The sequence below is a fragment of the Sutterella massiliensis genome (assembly GCF_016899755.1).
Lineage (GTDB): Bacteria > Pseudomonadota > Gammaproteobacteria > Burkholderiales > Burkholderiaceae_F > Sutterella > Sutterella massiliensis.
Map to the genome: position 1 here is coordinate 1 of NZ_JACJJC010000498.1, position 247 is coordinate 247.

Sequence of the window (247 nt, forward strand, 5' to 3'; positions counted from 1 at the left end):
CATGGGATTCTCGGGCTTTTCGGCTTTGCAGAAAGAGCTTCAGGCGATGGCAGCTGCGGGATTTGGCAACGAATATTTGCGCGTGAAACCCGACCCCGTTCGCTCGCGAATATCGTCGGAACGTGCAGGCATGGTTGATGCGCATCCGAACGAGCAAGCCGATCACCCCCTTTTTCAGATCGCCAAACTCTCCGCTTGCGCGCTTGACGAATTGGCAGATGGCTTCGACGAGGAGGCGCGGCGTGCG

At 58.3% G+C, this 247-nt stretch carries 1 protein-coding gene; it reads left to right on the forward strand.

The window, feature by feature from the left end; genetic code table 11:
- Nucleotides 1-25 precede the first annotated feature (25 nt).
- On the forward strand, nt 26-247 hold a 222-nt coding region (locus H6A60_RS13465), incomplete at its 3' end, for a hypothetical protein (protein ID WP_205105363.1).